At 53.7% G+C, this 26,245-nt stretch carries 23 protein-coding genes; 10 read left to right on the top strand and 13 right to left on the bottom strand.

Annotated features, from left to right (window positions below; all coding sequences use genetic code 11):
• Positions 1 to 167: 167 nt before the first annotated feature.
• Positions 168 to 764, bottom strand: a complete 597-nt coding sequence (locus NYE48_RS16245) for a hypothetical protein (protein ID WP_340999411.1) — start codon at positions 762 to 764, stop codon at positions 168 to 170.
• A gap of 344 nt (positions 765 to 1,108) precedes the next feature.
• On the opposite strand from NYE48_RS16245, the gene NYE48_RS16240 reads away from it, so the two are divergent.
• The 4 genes from NYE48_RS16240 (at position 1,109) to NYE48_RS16225 (ending at position 4,748) form a co-directional block, all read left to right on the top strand.
• Positions 1,109 to 2,107 (top strand): SMI1/KNR4 family protein, encoded by a 999-nt coding sequence (locus NYE48_RS16240; protein WP_340999409.1) that lies wholly within the window; start codon positions 1,109 to 1,111, stop codon positions 2,105 to 2,107.
• Positions 2,108 to 2,132: 25 nt separating this feature from the next.
• The gene (locus NYE48_RS16235) at positions 2,133 to 3,317 is read left to right on the top strand and encodes a GIY-YIG nuclease family protein (protein ID WP_340999407.1); all 1,185 of its coding nucleotides are present in this window, start codon (positions 2,133 to 2,135) and stop codon (positions 3,315 to 3,317) included.
• 218 nt (positions 3,318 to 3,535) lie between these two features.
• Complete coding sequence (locus tag NYE48_RS16230; protein WP_052146870.1) at positions 3,536 to 3,913, top strand: helix-turn-helix domain-containing protein; 378 nt, start codon at positions 3,536 to 3,538, stop codon at positions 3,911 to 3,913.
• A 58-nt stretch (positions 3,914 to 3,971) separates the two neighbouring features.
• Positions 3,972 to 4,748: a nucleotidyltransferase domain-containing protein gene (locus NYE48_RS16225; protein ID WP_340999405.1), complete on the top strand. Its 777-nt coding sequence runs from the start codon at positions 3,972 to 3,974 to the stop codon at positions 4,746 to 4,748.
• A gap of 70 nt (positions 4,749 to 4,818) precedes the next feature.
• Here NYE48_RS16225 and NYE48_RS16220 read toward each other — a convergent pair whose 3' ends face one another.
• Positions 4,819 to 5,766, bottom strand: a complete 948-nt coding sequence (locus tag NYE48_RS16220; protein WP_340999403.1) for a helix-turn-helix transcriptional regulator — start codon at positions 5,764 to 5,766, stop codon at positions 4,819 to 4,821.
• Positions 5,767 to 5,874: 108 nt separating this feature from the next.
• On the opposite strand from NYE48_RS16220, the gene NYE48_RS16215 reads away from it, so the two are divergent.
• Positions 5,875 to 8,190 (top strand): excinuclease ABC subunit UvrA, encoded by a 2,316-nt coding sequence (locus NYE48_RS16215; RefSeq protein ID WP_340999401.1) that lies wholly within the window; start codon positions 5,875 to 5,877, stop codon positions 8,188 to 8,190.
• Between the two features lie 132 nt (positions 8,191 to 8,322).
• Here the strand turns inward: NYE48_RS16215 and NYE48_RS16210 are convergent, their stop codons facing one another.
• From NYE48_RS16210 to NYE48_RS16185, 6 genes are all read right to left on the bottom strand, one after another.
• Positions 8,323 to 9,150 carry a hypothetical protein gene (locus NYE48_RS16210; protein WP_156124530.1) on the bottom strand — a complete coding sequence of 276 codons (828 nt, stop codon included), beginning with the start codon at positions 9,148 to 9,150 and terminating at the stop codon, positions 8,323 to 8,325.
• A 182-nt stretch (positions 9,151 to 9,332) separates the two neighbouring features.
• Positions 9,333 to 10,223, bottom strand: coding sequence for a metal ABC transporter permease (locus NYE48_RS16205; protein WP_212948390.1), 891 nt, complete (start codon positions 10,221 to 10,223; stop codon positions 9,333 to 9,335).
• The gene (locus NYE48_RS16200) at positions 10,220 to 11,155 is read right to left on the bottom strand and encodes a metal ABC transporter permease (RefSeq protein ID WP_212948392.1); all 936 of its coding nucleotides are present in this window, start codon (positions 11,153 to 11,155) and stop codon (positions 10,220 to 10,222) included. Before NYE48_RS16200 ends, NYE48_RS16205 begins: the two co-directional genes overlap by 4 nt.
• On the bottom strand, positions 11,127 to 11,930 hold the full coding sequence (locus NYE48_RS16195) for a metal ABC transporter ATP-binding protein (protein WP_373316208.1): 804 nt from the start codon (positions 11,928 to 11,930) through the stop codon (positions 11,127 to 11,129). The genes NYE48_RS16200 and NYE48_RS16195 overlap by 29 nt, the downstream gene beginning before the upstream one ends.
• 9 nt (positions 11,931 to 11,939) lie before the next feature.
• Complete coding sequence (locus NYE48_RS16190) at positions 11,940 to 12,878, bottom strand: metal ABC transporter solute-binding protein, Zn/Mn family (RefSeq protein WP_341000679.1); 939 nt, start codon at positions 12,876 to 12,878, stop codon at positions 11,940 to 11,942.
• 678 nt (positions 12,879 to 13,556) lie between these two features.
• Entirely contained in the window at positions 13,557 to 14,363 is an 807-nt protein-coding gene (locus NYE48_RS16185; RefSeq protein WP_212948398.1) for a helix-turn-helix domain-containing protein, read from the bottom strand.
• 315 nt (positions 14,364 to 14,678) lie between these two features.
• Here NYE48_RS16185 and NYE48_RS16180 point away from each other — a divergent pair, with 315 nt between their 5' ends.
• Positions 14,679 to 16,139: a sulfatase family protein gene (locus tag NYE48_RS16180; protein WP_340999399.1), complete on the top strand. Its 1,461-nt coding sequence runs from the start codon at positions 14,679 to 14,681 to the stop codon at positions 16,137 to 16,139.
• Positions 16,140 to 16,234: 95 nt separating this feature from the next.
• Here the strand turns inward: NYE48_RS16180 and NYE48_RS16175 are convergent, their stop codons facing one another.
• From NYE48_RS16175 to NYE48_RS16165, 3 genes are all read right to left on the bottom strand, one after another.
• Entirely contained in the window at positions 16,235 to 16,711 is a 477-nt protein-coding gene (locus tag NYE48_RS16175) for an exosporium glycoprotein BclB-related protein (RefSeq protein WP_340999398.1), read from the bottom strand.
• A 729-nt stretch (positions 16,712 to 17,440) separates the two neighbouring features.
• On the bottom strand, positions 17,441 to 18,031 hold the full coding sequence (locus tag NYE48_RS16170) for a TetR/AcrR family transcriptional regulator (RefSeq protein WP_340999397.1): 591 nt from the start codon (positions 18,029 to 18,031) through the stop codon (positions 17,441 to 17,443).
• A gap of 13 nt (positions 18,032 to 18,044) precedes the next feature.
• Entirely contained in the window at positions 18,045 to 18,800 is a 756-nt protein-coding gene (locus tag NYE48_RS16165) for an alpha/beta fold hydrolase (RefSeq protein ID WP_340999396.1), read from the bottom strand.
• A gap of 239 nt (positions 18,801 to 19,039) precedes the next feature.
• Here NYE48_RS16165 and NYE48_RS16160 point away from each other — a divergent pair, with 239 nt between their 5' ends.
• The gene (locus NYE48_RS16160) at positions 19,040 to 19,576 is read left to right on the top strand and encodes a hypothetical protein (RefSeq protein WP_340999395.1); all 537 of its coding nucleotides are present in this window, start codon (positions 19,040 to 19,042) and stop codon (positions 19,574 to 19,576) included.
• Between the two features lie 80 nt (positions 19,577 to 19,656).
• Here NYE48_RS16160 and NYE48_RS16155 read toward each other — a convergent pair whose 3' ends face one another.
• Entirely contained in the window at positions 19,657 to 20,190 is a 534-nt protein-coding gene (locus NYE48_RS16155) for a YjgB family protein (protein ID WP_340999394.1), read from the bottom strand.
• A gap of 507 nt (positions 20,191 to 20,697) precedes the next feature.
• Here NYE48_RS16155 and NYE48_RS16150 point away from each other — a divergent pair.
• Positions 20,698 to 21,288, top strand: a complete 591-nt coding sequence (locus tag NYE48_RS16150; RefSeq protein WP_212948590.1) for an ankyrin repeat domain-containing protein — start codon at positions 20,698 to 20,700, stop codon at positions 21,286 to 21,288.
• Positions 21,289 to 21,425: 137 nt separating this feature from the next.
• Here NYE48_RS16150 and NYE48_RS16145 read toward each other — a convergent pair whose 3' ends face one another.
• The gene (locus NYE48_RS16145) at positions 21,426 to 22,643 is read right to left on the bottom strand and encodes an MFS transporter (RefSeq protein WP_340999393.1); all 1,218 of its coding nucleotides are present in this window, start codon (positions 22,641 to 22,643) and stop codon (positions 21,426 to 21,428) included.
• 206 nt (positions 22,644 to 22,849) lie between these two features.
• Between NYE48_RS16145 and NYE48_RS16140 the strand changes: the two genes are divergently transcribed.
• Positions 22,850 to 23,686: an AraC family transcriptional regulator gene (locus NYE48_RS16140; RefSeq protein ID WP_340999391.1), complete on the top strand. Its 837-nt coding sequence runs from the start codon at positions 22,850 to 22,852 to the stop codon at positions 23,684 to 23,686.
• Between the two features lie 156 nt (positions 23,687 to 23,842).
• Positions 23,843 to 26,164, top strand: a complete 2,322-nt coding sequence (locus tag NYE48_RS16135) for a X2-like carbohydrate binding domain-containing protein (RefSeq protein ID WP_341000678.1) — start codon at positions 23,843 to 23,845, stop codon at positions 26,162 to 26,164.
• The last annotated feature ends 81 nt before the right edge of the window (positions 26,165 to 26,245 follow it).

Raw genomic sequence — 26,245 nt, 5'->3', positions numbered from 1 at the left:
TTGCCTGCAGATGATTTTTCATAGCGCATCGATCTAGCTTGCTTGCTGCATCAATGTTCTGCGCCGTGATCCAGCGGAGTGACGATGCCTGTGCCCGGAGCGGCCGAAATCGGAACGACGTTAATGACGGACAATACAAGAATGGCGGACAGGATAAACTTTTTCATTCAAATCACAACCCTTTCCATAATATTGGCAATATGCAAATGAAATGTGTCGACTTGTTCTGGACTTGCAAATGGTCGAAGGGACTCAAAATAAACAATGGCCTGCTTGTAATACTTGTCATTTTCCGTTTTATCGGTAGAGGTCAGCAGCCTTAACGTGTAATCGATTGCGGCGTTGTAATCGGCGTGGGCGATTTTGTACTTGATGATCCCGAGCAGGAAGTTATGGAGGTAAGCGGTGTCGATCACGCCTTGCGAGCTGCTGTGAAGCAGGTCCGAGATTTGCCCGGAGAACAACGTAAGTACATGATCGATATTGAGACTGAATTTGTTGGCCGTCTTCAGGATCGACATCAATCCGGGCAGCACTTCCTTGGGGTTGCGAAGCAGAAATTCAACGTAGTGCGGGAGGATGTCGCTTTCGCCTGAAAGCAGCAGCACTTCCAGCCTGTTCGGCTCGGAGATGAACTTATAGTAGCGAATTTCCTGCAGCGCTTCCTCGTCCAAAGGCTGGAACCAGCTTAAATCGGCATATTGGTCGATGCACCGCAAAGCTTCGCCGTAATGCTCGAGCTCCTTGTAAGCCAAGCCTTTCATGAGTAGACTATATCCATAGTAATAGACCAGATGGCGGGATGGCTTCAAATATTGGTCAGAGGTACTTTGTTGGTTTTCGTAGAGGCTTTGAACCCGCTTGTAAAGTGAATCCGATAATTCCAATAGCTTGTCCCATAATTCGAAGGAGTAAGTCATTTTCAGCATTTTCGTGACCACGTCAAGGTCCATTTCATCGATTTCGATGACTTCGTCTATTTCGACTTCACCTCCTAATAATTACAAGATTTGTATATATCATACTAAACGCGGGTCGTAGGGTCAATAAAAATGTGAAAATAAGTAAGAAAATATTGAAACATGGAAATCAATAGGAGGAATTCCATATGGACGCTTCATCTGCCATACTGTTATTGCAATGCCATGCTTTTGCCCATGAAGATGTGCGGCACCATAAAATGACGTACGGTTTTCTCGGAAGTTTGAGACCGTTCAGCGGGGAACTGCAGGAGAGCTATTTCCATGAACTCATGGCTGTTGTGCGCGCGCTTTCCGGAGAGTTTGGCAAGCCGGCGTTAAACCGGGAGCTCATCGCCTGCTTGTGGAGCATCACCCATTTGGCCCGGGCATGGGCGGTGGAGCCGGACGGAGTTTTGCGCCGCAACGGCCTGATTGCGGACGAGCAGGTCGCCCGGATGGAACGGTGGCTGGATCTCATCTCTTACGCGGTCATGATTTTGCTGGAGAACGGCGGCGAAGAAGAAGCGTTCTGGGGTTACCGCGAGTATATATCGGAACAGTTGGATCCCCTCATGGCCGAGCTCGATGTTTTGCTAAAGGAAAAAGCCGTGGACGCCGACATTCAGGAGCTGCATGCAAGCTACCAGCAACGCCCCGGAGCGGATGAACAACAATTGGCTGCGATCGAGGCGAAATTCGGGCTGCTGCCCGAGGATTTCCGCGCTTTTTATCGCCGAAAGGACGGCAGCGGGTATGCGTTTCACGTTTTGTACCCGGGCGATGGCGAATCGGATGAGGGCATGCCGTTTTATTTGATGTCCTTGGACGAAATCGAAGAGACCAAAAGCTATTTTTGCGAACGGGACGAATTGCTGGCAGAGCATTATTCCGAAGAGGAGATGCGAAAGCTGGATCCGGAGATCAAACCTTTTTTATTTCATGAGAAATGGCTGCCGTTTGCGACGATGGCCGGGGGCTCCGTTTATTTGATGCTTGACCTCGATCCGTCCGAGCAGGGAACCTACGGGCAAATCATCAGCTACGTGCATGATCCGGATTTTGTTTATTATGTCGCGGATTCCTTCATGGAATTGTTGAGGGAATCGAACCGGAATCTTGGCCTGATGGATGCCATCGAATATTAAGGCCCGCGGGGGAAAGGGGAGCAACATGAGCGGAAAACGCATAAACGGTCTTGCCGGTCACCCAACCGAAACCGATCCCGGAAAAACTGCCGGCTCCGTGCTGAAAGACAAGCTCCGGCGTCTTCCCGAAGCGCCCGGCGTATATATCATGAAAGATGCCCGCGGCGGCATTTTATATGTCGGAAAGTCCAAGCATTTAAAAAACAGGGTGAGTTCGTATTTCCATCGCTCCAAATCCCATGCGCCCAAAATCAAAAGGCTCGTCCAGCATGTACAGGATTTGGAGATCATCCGGACGGATACCGAATTCGAAGCTTTGCTGCTGGAATGCAGCCTGATTCATAAATTCAAGCCGATGTACAACCGGAAAATGAAAAACCCTGCTTCGTACGCATATATCGTCATCCCGGCATCGGCGGGGCTGCGCCATTTCGAGACGACCCGCCAGCCACTGGCGGCTCCGGGAGACGAAGTGTTTGGCCCTTATCCGGCAAGCGAACTTGCGGTCCAAAACGCGGTGCAAACGATTTTGGAATCCTTCAAAATCGCCTGCAGTCCCGCGGCAGCGGCAAACGCGCCCTGTTTGAACCACGACATCGGTCTGTGCCTGGGCATGTGTCTGGGCGGTACAAAGTTGGCGGAATACCGGCAAAGGATGGAGCGGTTTATCGGGCTGCTTCATGGTACCGACCGGAGCCTTTGCGATGAGGTGGAGCGGGAAATGGCGGCGGCAGCCGGACGCTTTGATTTTGAAGCGGCCGCCCGATACAGGGACGTGCTGCAGGCGATCCGATTTTTGGAGCGGAAAGAGAAAATCATCGGCTTTGCCGGAAACAACCCCAATGTGCTTCTTTACGAACCTGTGGACCAAAACGCGATCAAGCTTTTTCTCGTCAAAAGGCATACCGTTCTCTTTAGCCGGGTGTTTTCCATCGGAACCGAAAAGGAGGCGCAGCGGCTGGAAAAAGAAGCCAACGTACTGGTCCAGGCTTATTTCAAGCAAAATGAATGGGCGATTGCGTCGGAAGTCGGCAAAGACGAGATCGACGAAGCCCAGATCCTCTACAGTTATGTGCAGGCCCATCCCCGCCAAGCTTTGCTCATCCCGGATGAATGGCTCGAATCGGAATCGTCGTCGGCATTAGCCGATGCTTTGCATTCATTAATGTCGGGCATAACGAACGGGATGGACGAATACGATGAAGGATAACCCGGAAGATGCCGCAAGAATCGCCCGATAATGATTCAAAATAACAAAAATCGTGATGAATAAACCCATCATGCGTAACCTCGGACCCTGGTCCGGGGTTCTATATTATGAAAGCGGCAGCCAATAAGCTAATAGGATGTCAGACGAACGATCGATAGAAAAAATGCGCCTCAACAAGCGCAGAATTGGACCAATCCCAACGAAAAGGGGTGCAGCAAATGGCCAAAACACAGCTTGAAGACATGGGAGAACGACTTAAAACCGCCAGAATCAACCGGAAATTGACGAAAATGGAGGTATGCTGGAGAACGCAAATTCAACCCGATGCCCTCGAAGTCTACGAATCGGCCCAAGAGGAGCCTGACCTGCTGTCTCTCGCCAAGCTTTCGGATACATATCGAGTTTCGCTGGACTGGCTGATCACCGGATTCGAGTTTTATTCCAAAAGCCTGCTCGCCAACGCCGAGCAGGAGGTGAAGCGGCTGCAGAGCATAATAAAAGAGCAGTCGCGCGTCATCGAAACGATCCGGGAAGCGGTGAACGGACCAAACCAGAAGGGACAAACGGCCAAAAGAAAACGGAAAGTGATTCCCTAACTCCCTGGCAGAGGGAGGTCCGGGGACGCAGCTCTTTACAGAATAGGAGAGAAAACGATTGAAAGAAGTCATCGTGGATAAAATTCATGAAATCGAACGGGAGCATCAGGTCAAGATTTTGTTTGCGGTCGAATCGGGAAGCCGGGCTTGGGGCTTTCCGTCCCGGGATAGCGACTACGACGTGCGATTCGTCTATATCCATCGGCCGGAATGGTATTTGTCCATCGACGAGAAACGGGACGTCATCGAGGTGCCGATCAACGAGCAGCTGGACATCAACGGCTGGGATATCCGGAAAGCGCTGAAACTGTTTCGGAAATCGAACCCGCCGCTGCTGGAGTGGCTCGGTTCGGATATCCGGTATTACGAAGCCTACGGTTTTAAGGAAGACATGCTTGCGTTAAGTGACCGGGTGTTCTCCCCAAGGGCTTCCGTGCATCATTATTTGCATATGGCGACGGGAAATTTTCGGGGCTATTTGCAGGGGGAGCAGGTGAAAATCAAAAAAATTTTTTATTTGCTCAGGCCGATTCTAGCCTGCAAATGGGTTGAAAAATACAATGCGAACCCGCCGATTTTGTTTCAGGACCTGGTCGGCGATTTGGTCACGGAGCCGGAGCTGAAAGCGGCCATCGAAGATTTGCTGAGGCGGAAAATCGCCGGCGAGGAGTTGGACCTCGAACATCGGGTGGAGGTCATCCATGAGTTCATCGAAAAGGAGATCGAACATTTGGCGGCATTTGCGCGGTCCGCGCATTCCGAGCTTGAGGATCCTACCCAGATGCTGGACGAGCTGTTCCGGAAATATTTAAAAATCGTTTGGAATTTCGGATGAACATAGGAGCATAGGCAAGGGCGAAGCGGCCGGTCTTTAGGGATCGGCCGCTTTTTTCGTACTGCCGCGCCTAAACTTGCGAATATTGATGCAGCAGCGTTTCGCCATGCGCCCGGATCAAGTCGATGACTTCCTGCGGTTCCAACACTTTGGCTTCCTTTCCCAGCCCGGCGAAAAATGCGGCCGTATACCCGACGTCGCCGCGGTCAATAACCGTATCGATTTTGCCGGCGGCCCTGTTCCCAATCCCTTTCCCAAGAGGGACCGGATCGCACCAGGGGTAGCTTTGGCATTGCCGCATGCCCTCTTCGGTCAATTCGACCACCAGTCGGACAGGGGAAGATACCGTATAATTTTCAAGCCATTCCATAAGCCCGGTATGCACTTCATAGGTTTCATCCGAGATTTGAAGCGATTGGATCCGGTCTACGCGAAACAGGCGCACGTTGCCTTTGTCCACGTCGCAGGCGGGCATATACCATAATCCGTCATTGGCGTATACGCCGATCGGCACGGCATTCCTTGTTCGGGCTCCCGATTTGGAACGGTACGTCATGCAGACGATTCGGCGCCCCACGGCGGCTTCGATGAGTTCCTTCAAATAAGGGGCTTTGACGCTTCGTTTCGGATTCCAGAAAGACAGCACATGTTCAAGCCGTTTGATTTTCGGTTTCACGTCCGCCGGCAGGAGAGCAAACAATTTTCTCGATGCGGAGTCGATGTCGGCATCAAAGGGCAGCGAATCGTAATGCCTGAGTGAGCGGAACGCGAAAAAAATGGCGAGCGCTTCGTTTTCGTCAAACGATACCGGCGGCAGCACCCGGTTGTTCAGCGTCCGGTACCCGCCGTTTCGGCCCTGCTCGGTATAGACGGGAACGCCCAATTCGCTGATTTCCATCAAATAACGATGAGCCGTCCGGACGGATACCCCGAATTCATGGGCGACGTCCTGGGCCGTAAAATGGCGTTTGGAATTGACGTACATGATGAGATCGAACAGCAGCTTGGTTTTGGACATGATCCCTCTCCTCCGATGGCACGTTGTTTAAACTGGACAACTATTGTCATGTTTAAAGTATATGCTAAGACTGATAAAGGATCAAGGGACGAAAGAGGAGGACAAACGATGAAAAGGCATCGACTTGACGAACAAGATCACATCCGCATCGTCGGAGCAAAAGGGAAAAATTTAAAGGATGTCGACGTGTCGGTTCCGAAAAAACGGATCACGGTGTTTACCGGCGTTTCCGGTTCCGGCAAGTCGACGCTTGTTTTCGATACGATCGCCGCGGAATCGCAGCGCCAGTTAAACGAAACTTACTCGAGTTTTGTGCGCCACCGGATGCCCCATTACGGGCAGCCGAATGCGGATGCCATCGCCAATTTGCCGGTAGCCGTCGTCATCAGCCAGAAACGGATCGGCGGGAATTCTCGTTCGACCGTCGGGACCATCACGGATATTTACTCGCTGCTGCGGTTGTTGTTTTCCCGGATCGGAAAACCTTTCGCCGGCGAAGCCGAAGTCTTTTCGTTCAACAATCCGAAAGGCATGTGCCCGAAATGCGAAGGGCTTGGGACCGCCAAAGAGATCGATATCGACCAGCTCATTGACAAGGACAAATCCTTAAACGAAGGAGCCATTCGTTTCCCGACGTTCAGGCCCGGCGATTTTCGCTGGAAGCGTTACGTTTGCACGGGTTTGTTCGACAACGACAAAAAACTGAAGGATTTCACGGAGGAGGAATGGGATACGCTGCTGTTCAAGTCGGGATTCAAACCTCCGCATCCGACCGAAGGATGGCCGCCAACCGCTACGTACGAAGGAGTCGTTCCCCGAATCGTTCGCAGCTTTCTCAGCAAAGATCCAAGGGATGCCGAGCTGTACAAGGAGGATATCGAGCGCGTGGTCAGACGAGGGACGTGCCCGGCATGCGGCGGCGCAAGATTGAATGCCGAAGTGCTGAAATGCCGGATCCAAGGGAAAAACATCGCCGACTGCACCGCGATGCAGGTCAGCGATCTCATCGATTTTTTGGGCTTGATTCATGATCCGATCGTATCGACGATCGTCGAGGCGCTGAGGTTTCGTTTGCGGCAGATGCTTTCCGTCGGGTTGGGATATTTGGCTTTGGGCCGCGAAACGGCCACCTTGTCGGGCGGGGAATCCCAGCGGATCAAGATGGTCCGCCAGCTCGGGAGCAGCCTGACCGATCTTGCGTATATTTTTGACGAGCCCAGCATCGGCTTGCATCCGCATGACGTTCACAACATCAATGAGCTCCTCAAGCAATTGAGAGACAAAGGCAATACCGTGATCATCGTCGAGCATGACCCGGACGTCATTCGGATCGCGGATCATGTCATCGATATGGGGCCAAGGGCGGGCATCCACGGCGGGAACGTGGTTTACGAAGGGGATTTCCAGGGGCTGCTGGCGTCGGATACGCTGACGGGGAAATTCCTGAAGGAGAAACCTGCGCTAAAACAGGCAACCCGATCCCCATCCGGGTGGCTGTCCATTCAGGGCGCGAACCTGCATAATCTGAAAAACGTCAGCGTCCGCATTCCCCAAGGCGTCATGACGGTCGTAACGGGCGTAGCCGGATCGGGGAAAAGCACGCTCATCAATCAAATCCTCCCCCGGTACGCGCCGGAGGCCGTCTATGTCAACCAGGATGCGGTGCATGCCTCGAGCCGTTCGAATCTTGCGACGTTTACGGGCATGTTCGATCTCATTCGGACGCTGTTCGCCAAACGCAATCGGGCGGATATTTCCCTATTCAGCTTCAACTCCCGGGGAGCGTGCCCGGAATGCAAAGGGACGGGGATCGTGACGACCGACCTGGCGTTTATGGATTCCGTCGAAACGGTATGCGAGGTTTGCGGGGGACAGCGGTTTAAAAACGAGGTGCTTTCCTATACGGTAGACGGCAAAAACATCAGCGACGTGCTTCGCATGTCCGTGGAAGAAGCGGGGGACTTTTTTGAGGAACCCGATATCCTGGCGATTCTCGCCCGTCTCCGCGAAGCGGGAGCAGCGTATTTGATGCTTGGCCAGCCGCTCAGCACATTGTCCGGAGGGGAGCTGCAAAGGATCAAACTTGCGAAAGAGATGGAACGTCAAGGAGGGATGTACGTTTTGGACGAGCCGTCGACGGGGCTGCATTTGTCGGATATCCGGCAGCTGATGCGGATGCTGGACCGTTTGACGGATCAAGGTTGTACCGTGGTGGTCATCGAGCATCACCTCGACCTGATCAGCCGGGCCGATTGGATCATCGATATGGGACCCGGAGCGGGACAGGAGGGGGGAGAGATCGTATTTTCAGGGACGCCGGAAGACATCCTTGCAAGCGAAAGGTCGGTTACGGGGAGGTATTTGAAAAAATATCTTCAAGATGGACAAGGCGCAAGCGGTTCGGGGACTCCGCCCAAACGATAGGGGTTAGCCCGGGAGAACCCTGTTTCGACTAAGTTGGGATCGCCGCCGCGGCCGACGCCGGGATCCAGGTTTGAAAACAAGGTTGAAAACCGGTGCCCGGGGGAAGGCGGAGACGACGTTGGCAACTCAGGGCTAAGCAGAACCGTGACGACCGTTGTCGAGCGAAAAGCCGTCCTCATGTTCGATCGCCAGCGTCAGATAATTTTTTAATACGGCAGCGTAGGTATCTCTTTGTTGCCTCGTCGCGTGCGACCTAAAAACTTCAAACAACGCCACCGATTTCTTGAAATGCCGGTGATCCTCGATGTTATCGGCAAATATCAAGGATTTTATCGTGTAATGGATGGCTTCTTTATAGTTGCTTTTTTTCAAATGGTAGATCGAAATCAAATACAAAATCGAAAGATAATAGGAGCGGTCGGTCGGGTTCAGGTCCCGATGGTTCATTTTTTTGATGTATTCGAGCAGGGGGTTCACGATGGTGTCGACGTCAAGGTCATGTTTGTTGGCGCATTCCAAGATCGTGACCAGCCCGGGCAGCGTTTCGGAAGGATATTGATGGATGAACGATGCATACTCTTCGATGCTGTCCGTATTTCCCGACGAAATTTCGAGGGTATATGAGTTGGCCTTGGCCAGAAAGCTGAAATCTTCAATGATGTTGGCATTGCTTTTGCTTCCGTCCGAAAACAGGCTTAAATCCCGGTACTGATCGATGCATTCCATCGCTTCTTTATATAGTTTCTTCTTCTGATAGGCTACGCCTTTCATCAGGTTGCTGTATCCCAAATAATAAACCAGCGGCCGTTCCATGACGGGCTTGGGTTGATCGGAGTCTTCCCTGTAAGGGCCGTACACTTTATCCAGCAGCTCATCCGCCAAAAGAATAAGATTGTCCCAGTTTTCAAAAGAAAAGGCCATACGAAGCATAGTCACTAATGTGTCTGCGTTGGTATTCATTGCTGAAGCCCCTACTTTCATATGTGTCTCCTCCCTTTATATTCCATAGGTTGAGTGTATAGATAAATTGCATGGTGGTCAATTATTTTCACCTCATGCCGAAGGAGATCAGGGGAGCAAAACAAGCCGCATATTGGAAAAAATCAGGAGCGCCCGATGGAAAGGCGCTCCTTTTTTTGCGGTTATTCAGCGATGCTTGCTTGCCGAACCATTTGTTTCTGTTTGATTTTGCGCAGAACCACGCCGTGCGAAGGCGAAAAGAGCAGAGCAATCAAAAAGATTCCGCCCGCGATGCTGATCATGCTGCCTGCGATCGAAGCATCCAGCATGCTTGCCGCAAAATAGCCGATGACGGAGCTGGCGCAGCCGATCAGAACGCTGTATACGATCATGCGTCCCAGCTTTTCCGTCAGCAGATATGCCGTGGCCGGCGGCACGACCAGCATGCCGACGACCAAAATGGCGCCGACGCTTTCGAAGGAAGCGACGGTGCTGACGGAGACGAGCCCCATGAGCAAATAATGGAACAAGGCGACCGGAATGCCGACGGCCGCGGCCATGGCGGGGTCGAACGAACAGATTTTGAACTGCTTGTAAAAGGCCGCGATCAGGACGACGGAGAGGAGCAGCGCCAGACCGACGCCCCATACCGCCTTGGGCCCGATGTCGACGCCGGCGATCTGGAGCGTGTTCCATGGGACGTAGGCAATTTCGCCGTAAAGAACGCAGTCGAGATCGAGGTCGATATCCCGCGTGTACATACTAACGAGGACGACTCCAGCCGCGAACAGGGCGGTAAACACCACGCCGATCGATGCGTCGGACGGAACGCCGCTTTGGTGAAACCATTGGATGAGAAATACCGCGAGCAAACCGATGGCCGCGGCGCCAAGCAGCATGAGGAGCGAATCCCTCGAACCGCCGATCAGGAAGGCGATGACGATCCCCGGCAGCACGGCGTGGCTGATGGCATCTCCGATCATCGCCATCTTGCGGAGCACGAGAAAGCAGCCGACGATGCTGCACGCACTGGCGACAAGCGCGCCGGTTAAAACGATCCAAAACGTACTCATACGGCCCGATTCCTCCTTTCGCCCGAAACCTCGGCCTGCTCGCGTCGGACCTGGGTGCGAACGGACGCCCGCAGCAGCAGTTTGGAAATCACGCCCCGCCGCGGCGCCGCCGCAACGGATAATGCGAAGACGGCGGTAGCGACGAGAACCGTTAACGGCCCCGTAGGCAAATTGTTGCCGCTGGCGCTGATGAAGGTACCGATCAGTCCGCTTAATGCTCCGAACAACCCGGCTAACACGACCATCATCCCGAGTTTTTCCGTCCAATACCTGGCCGAGACGGCAGGGGTAATCAGAAGGGCGGACATGAGCACGACCCCGACCGCCTGGATGCCGACGACGACCGCCACCACGATCAAAAACATGATCAGCTGATCCATGAACGCCACGGGGTACCCGATGCCGCGGGCAAATCCGGGATCGAAGCTGAGCAGCTTGAACTCTTTAAACAGCAGGCTGCATACGGTGACCAGAACGAGGGAGATCGCGGCCATGATCATCACGTCGGAGAGCATCATGGAGGCGGCCTGACCGAACAGAAATTTGTCGAGCCCGCTCTGGTTACCGTTGCCCGAATGCTGGATCCGGGTCAGCAGGACGATGCCGATGCCAAAAAACACGGTGAGGACGATCGCAAGCGCCGCGTCCTGCTTCACTCGGCTGTTGCGCGTAATAAAGCCGATGCCAAAGGTGGCGATGACGCCCGCCACGGCGGCGCCGAGCAGGAAAAGCCCGATGGATTTCGATCCGCTAAGCATAAAGGCGATGCAGACGCCGGGAAGGGCGGCATGCGACAAGGCATCCCCCATTAACGATTGCTTGCGCAAATAGGCGAAGCTGCCGATCACGCCGCTGCTTAGCCCGAGGAGCATGGAGCCGAAAAGAATCCACTGAACGTTCGGGTCAAGCCAAATGTATAGAGCCGTCGACATCGGATGACCTCCCGTTTACGATCAGCGCGGACGGGCTCTCCCGGTCCAGCATCGTTAATCTTCCACCGTAGGTTTCCTGCAGCTTTTGGGCCGTGAACGTCGGTTCCGTCGGTCCGAAAGCGACAAGCCGCACGTTAAGCAGCATGACCCAATCGAAATATTCCTTGACGGTGGCCAAATCGTGATGCACGACAAGCACCGTTTTTCCTTGCGTTTTCAGTTCGTTAAGGAGCGTAATGATCGCTTTTTCGGTAGCCGCGTCGACCCCGACGAAAGGTTCATCCATAACATACAGCGTGGCATCCTGGGCAAGCGCCCTGGCCAAAAATATCCGCTGCTGCTGCCCGCCGGAAAGCTGGCTGATCTGCCGGCCGGCGTAATCGGCCATGCCGACTTTTGCCAGGCATTCCAAGGCCAGCTTCTTCTCGGCGCTGCCGGGACGTTTGATCCAGCCCAGATGCCCGTACCTGCCCATCATGACGACATCCAGGGCATTGGTCGGAAAATCCCAATCGACCGATTCTCTTTGCGGGACGTAGCCGACAAGCTTGCGCTGCTTCGCGTACGGCTTTCCGTAAATCGTTACTTCGCCGTGCAGGCGGGGGATGAGGCCGAGTGCCGCCTTGATCAAGGTCGACTTGCCCGCTCCGTTCGGGCCGACGATGCCGATCAGATTTCCTTCCGGGACCTCGAACGTGATATCGCGCAGCACGGGTTTCTTCTGATAAGCGACGGACAATCCGTGAATCGACAATGGGCTTTTATGCATGCTCATGGCTCCTTTCTATTTCAACGCTTCCACGATCGTATCGACGTTATGGCGGATCATGCCGATATACGTGCCCTCAGGGGTTCCTTCTTCGCCCATCGCGTCGGAGAACAGTTCGCCGCCGATGGCAATCGGGTGGCCTTTTTCCTTGGCGCCTTGAATGACGGCATCGATCGCTTTCCGGGGAACGCTGGATTCGATGAACACCGCTTTGATGTTGTGCTCAATCAGGTAATCCCGCAAATCGGTCACGTCTTTCGTGCCGGCCTCGGAGGCCGTGCTGATGCCCTGAAGCCCCATGACCTTCATCCCGTAAGCGTCGCCGAAGTAACCGAAGGCGTCATGCGCCGTCACGAGCACGCGGCTTTGTTCCGGAATCGATTCGATTTTTTCCGCTGTTTCCTCATGGAGCCGCTGCAGCTCCTGCAGGTAGGTTTCGGCGTTTTTGCGGTAATCATCGGCATGTGCCGGGTCATGTTCGGCGAGCGTATCCCTGACGGTTTCGGCCGCTTTCATCCAAAGCTTCACATGAAACCAGATATGCGGGTCGTATTCGGTATCCATGCCGTTTTCGGCGCCGGTTCGGAGCATGGAACGGTCGATTCGGTCCGATACCGCCACGGTCGTCTTCTTTTTGGCCATGTTTTCGAATATTTCCACCATTTTTCCTTCCAGATGCAGCCCGTTGTAGAAGATGATGTCGGCCTGGTCCAGCTTTTTGATATCCCCCTGGGAAGCTTTATACAGATGCGGATCAACCCCGGCTTTCATCAGTCCGGTAACGGCGACATGCTCGCCGCCGATTTCGCGGACAATATCGGTAATCATGCCGATGGTGGCGGTCACTTTGATTTTGCCCTCCGCTTCGGCCCCTCGTTCTCCGGCTCCGCTGCCGCAGGCGGTGATCAGGGCGATGCATCCGATGAAGAACGCGATCTTGAGCAGACGGCGCATTCGCCTCCCTCGTCGGGAATGATAAGTGGTTGCCATTGGTTCATTCTCCTCCCGTAAAAGCAAATTCCGGCCCGTATGTCCCTAGTAAGGATACAAGGCTATGATTTGTTCTATTATTTCTTTCCTCGATAAAAATATTTTTCCTTAGGTAAACTTTTATGGCGTAAAAAAGCGCTCCTGATCCAATATCAGGAGAAAACAAGCTTGCGGCATCATCCCCCCTCCAAACGGAAGTGTTTCAACATGACTAAGCTTCTAAGTATTTAAGTAACGAAAAAATCTTTCCCTAGGGCAAAAACGATTTTCTGTTATTCTACACTACAAAATTAAAGGGTTGCAACACTTTTTTTTTTTTTTTTTTTTGAAAATTTCTATCGGGGTGTTCAAATATACATACAAAAAAGTTTTCATAATTTAAAATAGTTGTACTTGTACAAAAAAGACTGGGAAGGTGGATCGACGGATCACCCCGCAGCCGCGAATGATGAAAAATGGATAGGTTATAGTACGAAGTACGCATGATGAGGGAAATGAGTGACAGCATGTGCTAACCCGCGCACCGATCCGATCGCCGCCCATCCCGAAGGGGGATGCAGACCGCAGCAAACGGGGCGGCAAGCTGGTTGGATTCGGCGAATCAAGGAGCGTTTCTATAGCCGAAACAAGCGGCCTCCGGCATCAAACCAAAAGCTTGGACGTTTCCGAAAGGTCTCCCCGTTTCGCGTATTCCGTAGGGGACATTCCGGCGAGCTGTTTGAACATGCGGCAAAAATAGGACGTATCGTAATACCCCAAATATTGCGCTATATCGGCAACCGTCATGGTCGAGCCGAGGAGCAGGCCGCAGGCTTCGAGAATGCGTAGCCGGTGCATGTACCGGATCGGGGAGTGGCCGCAAACCTCCTTGAACATGGCGGTCACGTAGTTTGGAGTAAGCCCGACGAGTCCGGCCAATTGTTCGATTTCGATCTGGTCGCGGTAATGCGCAAGCAAATGCTTTTTTATCGTTTCGGCATATTTCAGTTTGCTGGGCGTTAACTCCGGGGATTTTTCCATCTCGCGGGCAAGCGTGCCGACCAACTCCTGAAACAAGCCTAAACAGATGAAGGCGCGGTAGCTTTTGCCGCCTCTCATTTCCTCGTGCAATCTCCCGCAGAGGTCGAAGACCTGCAAGGGATCCGGCATGCGGAATTTCGCAAACCTCGCCTGATCGAGAAACGGGATTCCGGTCATCGGGGCGTTGTCGTAGGCGAACAAAATCGTGAATTTTTGATGGGCCGTCCCCATCCAATTACCTCCGGCCCGGCGGGTGGACTGCGGAATGAACAATGCATCGCTTCGTTCCCCGATCACTTCGTCTCCGTTAATGTCGTACCGGACTTTTCCTTCCTTCACGATCGAAAGTACGTTGTAAGGGATCGATTCAAGCTGCGTATGCCAGTTCGGAATATGGTTGTCGAAGTTTACGCTAATCAACTGGAACAAGGAAACCGCCCCTTTCAAGCAAGTTCTATCCCAAACCCTAACATAAAGAACATGGACCGTAAACATTCTTTTATTGTCGATGTCGGGTTCTCATGAATTGTAGAATTGTACAATAAAGAAGGCGTGCTGTTCAAAACAATGAAAGCAGCGGGATATTTTTCCGGCTAATGGCAATTGAGAAATAACTAGCGAACAGCTTTGCGTGCAGCAGTCAAGGGACCGTGGAAATCAATCCAAATCATTGGAGGAATATACATGACGATCACGGCGCCTGTGGCCTATAATTTTTCTACAAACGGGGAGAGGATGGATGGAATGAAAATCTTATTGCTCGATTTGGATTCGACGAGACCGGATCATCTCGGATGTTACGGCTATCACCGGAATACCTCGCCGAACATCGACAGAATCGCCGCCGAAGGCGTCCGGTTCGAAAACTACTATACTTCCGACGCGCCTTGCTTTCCGTCTCGGACGGCGCTCATGACGGGGCGGTTCGGCATTCATAACGGGGTCGTCGGCCATGGGGGAACGGCGGCGGACGTTAGGCATGAGGGGGTCGACCGGGACTTTCACGATAAATTGACGACGGAAAGCTTTCCAGCGCTGTTCCGCAGGGCGGGCATGAAGACGGCGCTCGTCAGCCCGTTCGGAGAACGGCACTCCGCCTGGACCTTTTACGCGGGATTTAACGAAATTTATAATACGGGCAAATCCGGCATGGAATCCGCCGAAGAGGTGACGCCTACCGTTTTGGATTGGCTGGAGCGCAATGCGGATCAGGATGATTGGATGCTGTACGTAAACTATTGGGATCCGCACACGCCGTACCGCGCCCCGGAATCGTTCGGCAATCCGTTCGAAAACGAGCCGCTGCCGGCTTGGATCACGGAAGAGGTATTGGAGCTTCATAAGAAAAAAGTGGGGCCGCACGGCGCCAACGAAATCAATATGTACAACAGCGACACGCTGCCCAAATATCCGCGCCATCCCGGCGAAATTCAATCGATGCGCGACCTGCGGAGGATGATCGACGGCTATGATTGCGGAATCCGGCATATGGACGATCACGTCGGCGCCATTTTCCGGCTGATGGAACAAAAGGGAATCATGGATGACACGGTCATCATCATTACGGCGGACCATGGGGAAAACATGGGCGAGCTTGGCATCTACGGGGAGCATGGAACGGCTGACCAGGGGACTTGCCGCATCCCGATGATCATCCGGTGGCCGGGCATGCAAAAAGGGCTCGTCGATACCGGCCTCCACTACCATCTGGACCTGCCTCCGACGATGGCCGAACTGCTAGGCGTCTCCCCGGCGCCAAGCTGGGACGGCATGAGTTATGCGGGGACGGTCGCCCGCGGCCAACAAATAGGACGCGATTTCCTGGTCGTATCGCAGTGCGCCCATGTCTGCCAGCGGAGCGTCCGCTTCGGGGACTGGCTGTACGTTCGAACCTATCATGACGGCTATCATTTATTCGATAAGGAGATGCTTTTTAACATCGCCGAAGATCCGCATGAGCAGCATAATCTTGCCCGGGAGCGCAGGGATCTGTGCAAGGAGGCCGTTTATTTCCTGAATGAATGGCATGACCGCATGATGGAGACGATGAAGTTCGACGTGGATCCGCTCTGGACGGTTATGAAGGAAGGCGGACCGTACCATGCCAAAGGGCATTTGCCTATGTATATCGAGCGGCTGAAGAACACCGGCCGCGGGGACGCGGTAGAGGAGCTGATGAAGCGCCATCCGCGGGAATTCGCCTAAACAAGGCGCAGGAAAACAAGTCACTTGACCGTTTCTTTCGGACAAGTGACTTGTTTTTTTCACGCATGGATGATGATTCGCGTATACATGAACTATCAGACGATATTGACGCAGGCACTGGCATATCCGGCAACCGTAGTGATGAGCGTCGTTCCGGTAGCCGTTGCCGAAAATACCATCAACAGCCGGGTTTGAGGCGCTACCGGAATGTTCAGGCCGGTCGTGATGCCATTTGAAATGGTGCCGAGGGCCAATACCCCGGTAAGCGGAGGAGCCAGAGTTACGGAAGCTCCCGGGATGGCTGTGAATATATTGTTTGGCGTCGTCGAACTATAGAGCTGCGCTGTGATGGTAACGGTCGTTCCAAGCAGGCTGAGGGCTAGCGTGGTACTGAAGTATGCCGCAATCGACGTAATGGTTCCTGCGCGCGGAACGGAGAAGGCAAAGTTCAACAGCGTGCCGCCTGCCCCTGTCAGGTCGATCGTCGTTCCGGCCAAGGTGACGCCGGCAACCGAGTTTCCGAAGCCTACAAGGCTTGTAGTGCCGACCAAGCCGCCGGCAATGGTAGTCAAAATTGCAGGAATACCGGAAGCGAAAGGAATGATCGCGCCTCCGCCCGCAGGTCCCGTCGCACCGGTTGCTCCCGTTGCCCCGGTAGCACCCGTCGCGCCGGTTGCGCCGCCTGCTGGCCCTGGTGCACCGGTTGCCCCCGTTGCACCTGTGGCGCCGGTAGCTCCGATAGGCCCGGCGAGTCCTACAGGCCCTTGGGGTCCTGCCGGTCCGACCGGTCCTTGCGGTCCGACGGGTCCGATGGCGCCGACAGGTCCCGGTGCTCCGACCGGTCCTTGTGGCCCTTGCGGTCCTTGCGGTCCGACGGGTCCTCAGAAGCCTACCGGTCCTCTAGGACCTCTTTTGCCGATTTTTCCGCGGCAGCATACAAGTTTTTTTCCATCTATGCACTTGCGCGAAATTTTGCGGATTTTGGGTTTGACGACATGTGGCTTATGGTCTTCTTTTTTACAGTGACTCAAGTACAATCGCCTCCTTTGGGTTTGGTTTACTATACATTTGCGGGTCCCGAAAGGTATAGACGATTGACGAGGGGTAATCGCGGATTCTTCGGCATCTATCCAAACCGGCGATGCCGAATGATGTATGGCAATGCGGTCCGACTGGCGGAAATGGCGGCTTTTTCGGCCTCTCGAATGTTCGAGAGGCCGTTTGAATTATGGGCGGTGATTGCGGCCGGATCCCGGCCGAACATGAAACGAAAGACCATCCGGGGCACTGGAATGCGCCAGTTAATCCGCTTTGCAGAACTCCCTGATCAGCTGCTTTTTGATGTCGGAAACGGGGTAATGCTCCGGATAGGTGGAAATCATCAGCATGATGCCCTGCAAGGTGGAGGAAAAATAAAGCGATCTGACTTGCGGTTGAACTGCGCCAAGGCGTTCGAACATGCGGGTTTGCACCTGAAATTGTTCCGCCATTTCCCGATTGAGCATGCGGCTGTATTTGGCCAGCGCCAAATCTTCTTCCGGCTGGGTTTGCAGATGTAGATAAAAACGAAAAACGTGCGGACGCTCGTACACGTTGTCGATGGCGCCGTCGATGATGTGCATCAGTTGATCCGCAGGCGCTTCCAGCCTCGCTGCCGCCTCCATCACGGTTTTGATTTCCCGGACGCGGTGTTCAACCATCTCGGCAAGGAGCTCTTCCTTCCCTTTGTAGTAGTTGTACATCAAACCTTTGGACACCCCCGCACGCCGGGCCACGTCATCGATCGAGGCGCGATGGTATCCTTTTTCGATGAAGATTTCCATGGCCGAGGTTCGGATGTTTTCCTTGGCAAGCTGGCGGACCCGCTCATTGTCTTTCTGCGAACGCGGCATGCGCAGCACCTCCTTACGAACTTGTCAGATATTGCTTGATGTGGCCGGCAATTTCATCGCCATGCGTCAACATCATCATGTGATCCCCGCCTTCGATCCGGACATGCCGAAACGAGGGAGCCCGTTTAAACTCGTCGGCAATCAAGGAGATATCTTCCCAATCGCATGTCCCTTCAATGAACAATGTAGGGGCCTCAAGCTGCTCCAAACGTTCGATTGCCGGCGTTTCGGGCCATATCAGTTCAAAGCTTTTCCATTCGGTAAACACTCTTTTCATATATTGCAGGTGCATGTCGGCAAAAAAATCCCGCTGCGGACTGGACATCGTTACGCGATAGGGCAGGCCTTGCAAGGAAAATTCAGTCATTTTTACGTAATTTGGGGCAAGGGAATGGACCTCCGTCATCCAATCGGTGTACGGTTTGGAGAAGGCGAAGCCGGAAAGAGACGGGGCAATCAGGATCAGCTTGTCTGTCATCCCCGGATATTTGAGCGCAAATTCCGTCGCCGCTTGCCCGCCCATCGAATGTCCGATCAGAACCGCGGAGGCAAGATTCAAATGGTCCAGCAGGTTTTTGATGTCTTGGGCGATGTTCATGGGGGCAATCGGGGCAGGGGAACGTCCGGTACCCCGTCCGTCAAACGTGATGACCTGATGGGTCATGGCGAGCGCAGGCGCGATATATTTCCACGTTCTAGAATCGACGCCTCCGCTGTGAATCATGAGAATCGGCGAACCTGTTCCTTGAACCTCATAAAATAAATCCATGGCGCTTCACCTGTCCTTTTGGAAATTTATGACTCACAATGCATTATATTTTAAGAATGTTCAGCGAATGAAAAATAAATCGAATTTTGCTTAAAGCGTGTCACAGGATTCCATATGCAACGTTCGACAACGTATCGGCAAAAACGGCAAAAACCGGCGGATGGGCGGATGTATCCATTGTAATATTTTGCTAGTTGTCCTATGATGTTCTTAATACTGCATGGGAGGATCGAACTGAAATGAAGAAGTCCATCTTGTTCTTGGTGTTGCTGCTGGTGCTGCTGCCTTACCAAAGCGCATTTGCGGCAAGCGTATCCACCGCGACCGTGGAGAAACTGTATTTCGAAAATTATAAAAGCAAGGTCAAAGAGGTGAGGGAAGCACAAAAGGCCCTTTACGGTTCGCTTTGCTCGGAAGTGCCCGCTTTGACCGCCAAGGCGAAAGCTTCGGCAGCGCAGTATAACAGCCTTGTCAAAAGCAAGGCAGGCAAGGAGGCGGTGTCCCAAGCGAAAGCGGTGCGGGATCAAGATAAAAAAGCGCTGCTGGACGCCAAAAAGGCCTGCACGAAAAAAGTGAACGATGCCAAAAAGCGCAGCAACCTCCAATTGAGGGAAGTGGACAAGTACAAGCGGGATTTATCCGCAATGATCAAAGCGCACTTGTCAGGAAAGGATCAGATGCGGGAGGACGAATTCAGCAAAAAGGTTCAGGAAGGTTTGACCTACATAAACGACAAGCTCGACAACATCATCAGGGAGCTGAAAAACGCCCGTTAACGGGCCGCCCGCTTCCCGGAAGCATCGAAAAAATCCTCTTTCGTCCGCATGGGCGAAGAGGATTTTTTATCGTATCCGCATTATTTTGTGGTCAAATTGATATGGTCGAGGTCCGTGCTGCTGTTGAAGATGAATTCCAGCTTGTAATTTCCGCGGTTATAGGTCAGTTTGGTTTGCGTCGTTTTGCCGTTTTTGAACGTGGACGTGGAACTTGGAGCGTACCAGTGCTTTTTAAGCATGCTCATGGTGATGCCGCCGATATTGGTTTGGCGTTCCACGTTCGTGCCGAAATAACGCATTTCGCGGATTTTATTTTGTTTATAGGAAAAGGCGTAACCGGGGCTGCCCATATCGGCTCCGTACAAATCGAAAGCCCCTGCGTTTTTTCCGGGAAGCGCAGGTTCGCCGATCTTTTGGATCACGTCTTGCCGGGTGCTTTTTCCGACGGTAAGACCGCTCACGTATCCGGGAAATTGCCCTTTCAAGGCAGGCTTGTAAAAGCTGTTTAGGGTTTTAAGCGCCTGCTCCGCGGCATACCCGTCGGCACTTGCGGCTGAGGCGGCTTTTGCTTGCTGGACCGTATAAACGCCATCTCCGCTTCCGAAAGCTCCCAAGCATACAGCTCCCGCAACGGTAAAGGCCAATATGGATTTTTTTATCGTCTGATGGATCATTGTTGTTCCTCTCCTTTCGAGTTCTACTAAATCATAAGAGGGCCGGTGAAATTTTTGGTTACGAAGTCATGAAAATGAAATTTCAGTTTTGACACCCTAAAAAAGGGGCTGGGCGTTTCCCGTGGCGCATTTGCGAATCGGGGCAAGCAATGCGTTTTGGAAAATTCCTGCAAAGGTATCCCGTTCCGCGTCAATCTCCCCTTCCCGGCGAGTTGCCGTCAAGCTATATGAAAAACCTAATAAAATATTATTTTTTGTATATTTTCCATATAGAAGCGTTCGTGATAGCATCGAGATAGGCAAGGAAGGGAGGGAACGGGATTGTACCGATTTTTGGTTTCGTTTCTTGTCGTTGCCATGCTTTCCGGATGCGCTTCGATTTCCGCTCCCACGCAGCCCGTTCCGGTAGAAACCGAATTTAAGGATAAGAAGGTGGATGCGATGGATCTGGATCAGCAGCTCATTTCGTCGGCGCAGAAAGGCGACACGGCAAACGTACTGAAGCTGCTTCGAGAAGGGGCGGATGTCAACGCTACCGACGAACGCGGCAGAACGGCCGTCATGGCGGCGACTTACAACAACAAAGCGGATACGGTCAAAGCGTTGATCGAACATGGCGCCGACATCAACATACGCGACCATAACCTGAACAACGTGTTTTTGTATGCCGGAGCGGAAGGATTCCTGGACATCCTAAGGCTCGCCATCGATGCCAAAGCGAATACGAAGCTGACGAACCGTTTCGGAGGGACGGCATTAATACCCGCATCCGAACGGGGACATGTCGAAGTGGTCGAGGAACTGCTCGCGCGTACGGATGTCGACGTCAACCATATCAACAATTTGCATTGGACGGCTTTGCTCGAAGCGGTTATCTTGGGCAACGGCGGGGAACACCATCAACGAATCGTTCAACTGCTGGTGGATCATGGAGCCGATGTCCATATAGCCGACCGCGAAGGCGTCACCCCGCTGCAGCATGCGCAAAGACGGGGATACCGGGACATTGAACGGATTTTGAAAGAGGCCGGAGCCTGAAAGAGCCTGAAAACATGGGTTCGATCGACGTGATGCCCGCATACGAAAAAAGCGAACGGACAATCCGTTCGCTTTTTTGCTTGAAGCGTCCGGGTCTAACTTTGACGGGGACACACCTTATCGACTCCGGCAAAGAACTAGCGATTGTTGCTTAACAAAGGGGCATCCTCGGAACGGACCGTTCGGATTTTCCGGTTGCCGATTTTCAGCTGGATCAAAATCATGATGACCACAACGATCATCAAACCGAAAAGCGCCGGAGGGAAACCGCCCGTGATGTCGTGGATAAAACCGACGCTCAGCGGTCCGAGGGAAGCGAAGATGTAACCTCCGGACTGGGTCATGGCGGACAGCGCATTGGCTTCATCCATGCTGGCAGACTCATCGATCGGCAGCATCAGCGCCATCGGGAACAATCCTCCGGCGCCGATCCCCAGGAAGATGCACGTCAGCCAAGGCGTCACGTGAAGCTGGGTGAGCAGCAGCCCGGCAAGCTCCATCGCGGCGCATCCGACAAGCCATACGACGCGATGCTGAAACCGGCTGACGAGAATGGGGAGCAAAAAGCTGACCGGAATTTGGATAAGCGTAAACAACGTTAATATCATGCCGGCCGTATGTTTGTCATACCCTTGTTCCTGCACGATCGGAGGGAGCCAAGCGGTCAGCGAATAAAACATGAACGCCATCATCCCGAAAAAGCTGGTCAACAGCCAGGCGCGCTTATTTTTTAACGGCAACTTGAAGCCGCCGGCCGGATTCGTTGGCACGGAACTGACCGCTGCCGCCTCGGCCCGGGCCGGGGTTTTCTTGACGGGTCTCCACCATAACAGCAGCGCGATGACAGCCAGCAACGACCAGGAGGCGGCGGAAGCCTGCCAGGAATGGCCGCCCAGCGCATTTTGGAGCGACACGGACAAACCCGATCCCAGGGCCGCCCCGACGACCATTGCCATGGAATAAACGCCGACGATCGCCGAAGGGTTGGAAAAGTTCTTTTTGATAAAACCCGATAAAAGCGGCCCGATCACGGCAATGCCCGCGCCGGCGAGAAAAGCGGTGAGAAGCATCAGCCACGCGCTGTATGCGTAATACCTCGCCGCCGTTGCCAGGCCGATCAGCAGCAGGCAGTACGCAATGGTCCGCTCGAGGCTCAAGCGATTGCTCAGCTTCACCGCGGCGGGGGCGAAAAATCCCATGCAGAGCACCGGCAACGACGTCAGCAGGCTGGCTTCGGCGCCGCTCATGCCGAGCGAGTCCTGGATCGTTCGCAGCAAGGGAGACACCGAGGTGATGACGGGGCGCAAATTGAGGGAAGCCAGAAAAAGCGCGGCGATCAAATAAACAAAACGCATGATGTTTCATCTCCATCCGATATGTTCTAAGTCAATAAAGTCTAATCCAGTGTATAGGGAGCGCTTTGATTGATCAATATTATTGTTTCTATTGAAATCATTCGAATTTCGAATGATGACTGCCGGGCGAAAAAGGATCAAGCTTCCGCATACTTCGGTGAGGTTCGCATAGATGATGAATAACAAACGATGAAGGGAGATCGGAGATGGAGCTTGTTCAGCGACAATTCATGAATCATCAGCTTTCCCGGCTGCGGGTCCAATTGCTTCTCGCCAAAAGGTCCGTATGCCATGCCGGTTGGCGGAGGCATCGGTTTATCCCTGCATACCACAAGCTTTATTATATTTGCGACGGGGAAGGGTGGCTTCAGGTCGGAGGAACGGAGCTGCGGCCCAAACCCGGGGAACTAATATTCATTCCCGGCGGATTGGAGCAGTCCTATTCGGTGACGAACGGTCCGCCTTACACGAAATATTGGTGCCATTTTCGGGCCAACGTTCATTTTGAGCAATTGTTTCATCTATACGGCCTTCCTTATGCGATCGATGCCGGCCATTCTTCCGAATTGTACGGCCGTTTTCGGGAGCTGGTCGAGCAGCGGGTCAGCGGGAATCCGGCAGCACCTCTCCGAATCCAGTCCGCGCTGCTGTCCATTATCGCTTATTTCCTGGAACGGGCGGTCCGAACCCCCGGTGCGGACGCAGCCTGCGCTTCGCCGGAGCTGCTTGCGACGCTCGATTTTATCGATGCCCATTTATCCGAGGAGCTTACCATTGAAGAACTGTCCCGGCATGCGCATTTTCACCCGAACTATTTCATCCGGATGTTCAAGAGGCATTTGGGCATGACGCCGATGCGTTATATCCGGGAGCGCAGGCTGGAGCATGCGCAGGAACTGCTGGGAGCGACGGAGCTGCCCGTACGCGAGGTGGCTTACCAAAGCGGTTTCAGGGACGTATCCCATTTTTCCGCCGCATTTAAAAAGAAGTCGGGGGTATCCCCGTCCGAATATCGAAACGCATGCCTTCCGGATCCTGGATGACGACGCTGCTTTCGACATCGTCCGGACCAAGTCGTTTGTTTTGCAACATTTCCGGTTAGAATGACCGCTATCGCCCGCCAGGAATGCGCTGTATGATGATGGGGCCCGCTTGGTTCAAGCGGAGATCCCATTTGCGAGGTGATTGGGTTGAGAGCGATGACCGGCTTGAAGCTGCTTGCGGCATTGGGCCTGATGTTCTGGGGCGGCGCTTCCTATTCCCCCATGCAGGCCGATGCGGCGCCAGCGAAACAGGATGCCCAAACGCTGCTGTTCGTATCCAAAAACGGAAACGATGCCAACGACGGCACGAAAAACAAACCGTTTGCAACCTTGGAAAAAGCAAGGGACGCCGTTCGGGAGCGGATCCGGGGCGGCAAACTTCCCCCGGGCGGCGTCAAAATCCTCATTCGCGGCGGGGAATACCGGCTCACCCATACGTTTGAGCTGGATGAACGGGATTCGGGAACACCGGAGGCCCCCATAACCTACCAGGCGTTTGAAGGGGAAAAGGTGACGTTCGTCGGCGGGGACACGCTGAGCCCTTCCTTGTTCCGTCCGGTGTCCGATCCGGAAATATTGGCGAAAATTCCGCAAGAGGGGCGGGGCAGCGTCGTCCAGATCGACCTGAAAGCGATCGGCCTGACGGACTACGGCAAGCTTGGCAATCACCTCGCCGTCGCGCCGGAGCTGTTCGCGAGCGGCAATGTCATGACGTTGGCGCGTTGGCCCAATAGCGGTTTTACGACGGTGGAGCAGGTGGTCGCCAAAGCGGATGACGCGGCCGGAAAAGGGTACACGTTTACGTATAAAGACGGCATGCCCCATGCTTGGACGGATGTCCGGGACGCCTGGATGCTGGGCTATTGGGGAAACGATTGGGCAACCAACGATTTGGAGATCCAAACGATCGACCAGCGGCAAAAGCGCATCGAAACCTACAAAGGCACCAGCTATGCCATGAAAGCCGGGCAGCGGTTTTATTTTTACAACGTGCTCGAGGAGCTCGACATGCCGGGCGAATGGGTATTGAACAGGGAAACCGGCATGCTGTATGTATTCCCGCCGGCGCCGCTTCATCAAATCAAACTTCAATTGTCGCTGCTGGAGCAGGATATGATCCGGACGGATCGCACGTCCAACGTGATTTTCAGCGGCTTTACCCTGGAAATCAGCCGGGGGAACGGAATCACCATCCAAGGCGGGGAACATAATCTGATCCGCAACATGACGATCCGCAACATGGGCGGATACGCGGTTAAAATCGACGGCGGACGCGGCAACGGCGTGTACGGCTGCAGCATTTACGGTACGGGTAACGGCGGCATCTCTTTAAACGGCGGCGATTCCGGCACGTTGACGCCGGCGGGGAACTATGCCGACAACAACGACATATCCGATTATTCGCGGATCAAACTGACCTACGCTCCCGCGGTCGAAATCAACGGCGTAGGCAACCGGGCGACGCATAACAATATTCACGACGCGCCGCATTTTGCCATCCAGTTCCGCGGCAACGACCATCTTATCGCTTATAACGATATCTACGACGTGGTCAAAGAGACCGCGGACGCCTCCGCGATCTATTCGGGCCGGAGCTTCGTCTGGCGGGGCAATGCCATCAACTACAATTACATCCATGACATCGCGGCCAGCAATCTGCGCGTCTCCACGGCAGGCATTTATTTGGACGATTACATGAGCGGCGTGGAGATGCGCGGCAACGTCTTTTACAACATCGGCAAACAAGCGTTCAAGCTGGCGAACGGACGCGAAAACGTCGTCGAAAACAACCTCGTCATCGATTCCGGCACCGCGGTCGCGTTTATGGCGCGCAACTATAAGCCCGGCGAAAAAAATTATAACTCGCTGATGGGCAAATTCGACCAGGTTCCTTACCGGGGCGTCGTTTGGAGCGAGCGTTATCCGACGCTGCCGAACCTTTTGAATGACGAGCCGCTGCTCCCCAAACGGAATGTCGTGCGAAACAACATTTTCGTGAATAGCGGCCCGATCACGGGCGATCCTTTGAACATGCAGCTGGGAACGCTTGAAAACAACGTTTCCGTCGGCAAACTCAGCGACATCGGGACGGTGGATTTGAAACGCAAAACCCTGGAGCTGAATGAAGCTGCGGAAGCCTTTGCCGGCTTGACGGCGTTTCAGCCCATTGCGCTTCGGGAAACGGGAGTGCAAATATCCGGTCTGCCCCGCGTCCCGGCCAGATTGTCCGCCCGTATCGTCGAGCATCCAAAAAACGGGGATGCCGCGTCGATCGGCATGGATTTAAACGGCAACCGGTTGGTGGCGATCCAAGACATTCGAGGCCCGTTGAAGGAAGGGACCGATTACATCGTCCGGGATGCCTCGGTCGTCCTGCAAAAGGCGTATCTTTCGACGCTTCCCGAAGGTCCGCAGGCGCTGACTTTTTCCTTTAGCGGAGGAAGCGACGCGTTTGTGACGGTGCTTGTCAAACCTTGAGCCCTGCGGCGGCCTAGTTTGGTTGCTTTTCTGGCCCTCTGGACAGGGGGCCTTCATGGCTTTTTGGTTCCCGCCGAACCT

Source organism: Paenibacillus sp. FSL M7-1455 (assembly GCF_038004655.1).
GTDB lineage: Bacteria > Bacillota > Bacilli > Paenibacillales > Paenibacillaceae > Paenibacillus_AQ > Paenibacillus_AQ cookii.
This window is presented reverse-complemented; position numbering and strand designations above follow the sequence as displayed.